This window comes from Candidatus Symbiopectobacterium sp., from assembly GCF_020054415.1.
In the GTDB taxonomy this organism is placed as follows: Bacteria; Pseudomonadota; Gammaproteobacteria; order Enterobacterales; family Enterobacteriaceae; genus Symbiopectobacterium.
Window position 1 is genome coordinate 1 of record NZ_JAHWCO010000281.1, and the last position, 1,292, is coordinate 1,292.

Annotated in this window: 3 protein-coding genes; all 3 read left to right on the top strand. The window is 49.0% G+C overall.

Annotated elements, in window-relative coordinates:
* Window positions 1-73: 73 nt before the first annotated feature.
* Complete coding sequence (locus tag QZ506_RS08045; RefSeq protein ID WP_291970267.1) at window positions 74-259, top strand: excisionase; 186 nt, start codon at window positions 74-76, stop codon at window positions 257-259.
* Window positions 237-473, top strand: coding sequence for a phage integrase Arm DNA-binding domain-containing protein (locus QZ506_RS08050; RefSeq protein ID WP_291970265.1), 237 nt, complete (start codon window positions 237-239; stop codon window positions 471-473). The genes QZ506_RS08045 and QZ506_RS08050 overlap by 23 nt, the downstream gene beginning before the upstream one ends.
* An 18-nt stretch (window positions 474-491) precedes the next feature.
* On the top strand, window positions 492-1,292 hold an 801-nt coding region (locus QZ506_RS08055), incomplete at its 3' end, for a tyrosine-type recombinase/integrase (RefSeq protein ID WP_291970269.1).

Below are 1,292 nucleotides of genomic sequence, written 5' to 3' on the forward strand. Positions count from 1 at the left end.
ATTTTAGCAGAGGTAAATAATGGCATACATCACCTTATCCGAGTGGAATCGGCGGCAACCCCGTCCGCGTTGTATGGAAACCGTCAGGCGATTGGTCAGGAGCGGAATGATTTTTCCCGCACCGATACGAGATGGGCGCGAGTACCTGGTTGACGAAAATGCCTGCAAGCTCACCCAGAACAAAAACATTGCCCCATCCAGCGCCCTTCACCCCACCCTGTTATCGAGGATAAGACATGGCACGCCGGAGAAGCCATAAGAACCGCGATTTGCCGCCAAACCTGCAACCGCGCAATGGCGGCTATTTTTGCTACCGCGACCCGCGCACCGGAAAAGAGTATGGCCTGGGCCGCCATCGACAGGAGGCCATTACACAAGCCATCGCCGCTAATATGGCGATTTATGGCTCATCAAAACAATCACCGCTCGTTGACCGCATCAACGACACACAGGCGACCACAGTTAGCGAATAGACTGAACGCTATCTGACGATACTCGAAGGACGGAAACTCAAGCCGAAAACGATGAACGAGTACAATAAATACCTGAAAGCCGTTAACGCCCATTTAGGTGAGTTTGCTATTCATAAAGTAGAAACCAAAGACATTGCCTCGTTCCTTAATCAGTGGGTAAAGGCAGGAAAACCGACAATGGCAAACCGCATCAGAACATTGCTGTTTGACTTGTTTCGTGAGGCCATTGCTGAAGGGGTCACCAAAAGCAATCCAGCCGAAGCTACGCGCAACCAGCGTGTAGACATTCAACGCGAGCGGATAACGTTGGACGATTGGAAGGCTATCCGTAAAGCAGCAGATAAATTACCCGCATGGGTTGGCCCCTGCCTTGACCTGGCTCTACTCACAGGACAACGCCTAAGCGATGTTCAGGGCATGTGCTGGAGTGATTACCGGGATGGACGTCTTTACGTCAGACAAGAAAAAACAGGCATGATGTTGGCCATCGCGGAAACAACCCGCCTTGAATGTCTGAATCTTTCCCTTTTAGATGTGCTTCAGCAATTAAGAATATTAAATAATGGTAAATCTCACATTGTGGCGGATGAAAAACACAGTGTTCTCGCTAAGAGAACATTATCTGAAGCATTTATGAAAGCGCGTCGTGGATCAGGTTTGAAATGGGAAGGCACTGCTCCCTCTTTTCATGAAATCAGAAGTTTGTCAGCTCGCTTATATACTGAAGAGAAAGGGAAAGACTACGCACAAAAACTATTAGGGCATAAATCAGCAACCATGACCGACAAGTACCGGGATGTACGTGGCTCAGAGTGGACA

Coding starts and splice junctions, on each gene's coding strand:
- QZ506_RS08050 (WP_291970265.1), top strand. CDS start 237: ATGGCACGCCGGAGAAGCCATAAGAACCGCGATTTGCCGCCAAACCTG.
- QZ506_RS08045 (WP_291970267.1), top strand. CDS start 74: ATGGAAACCGTCAGGCGATTGGTCAGGAGCGGAATGATTTTTCCCGCA.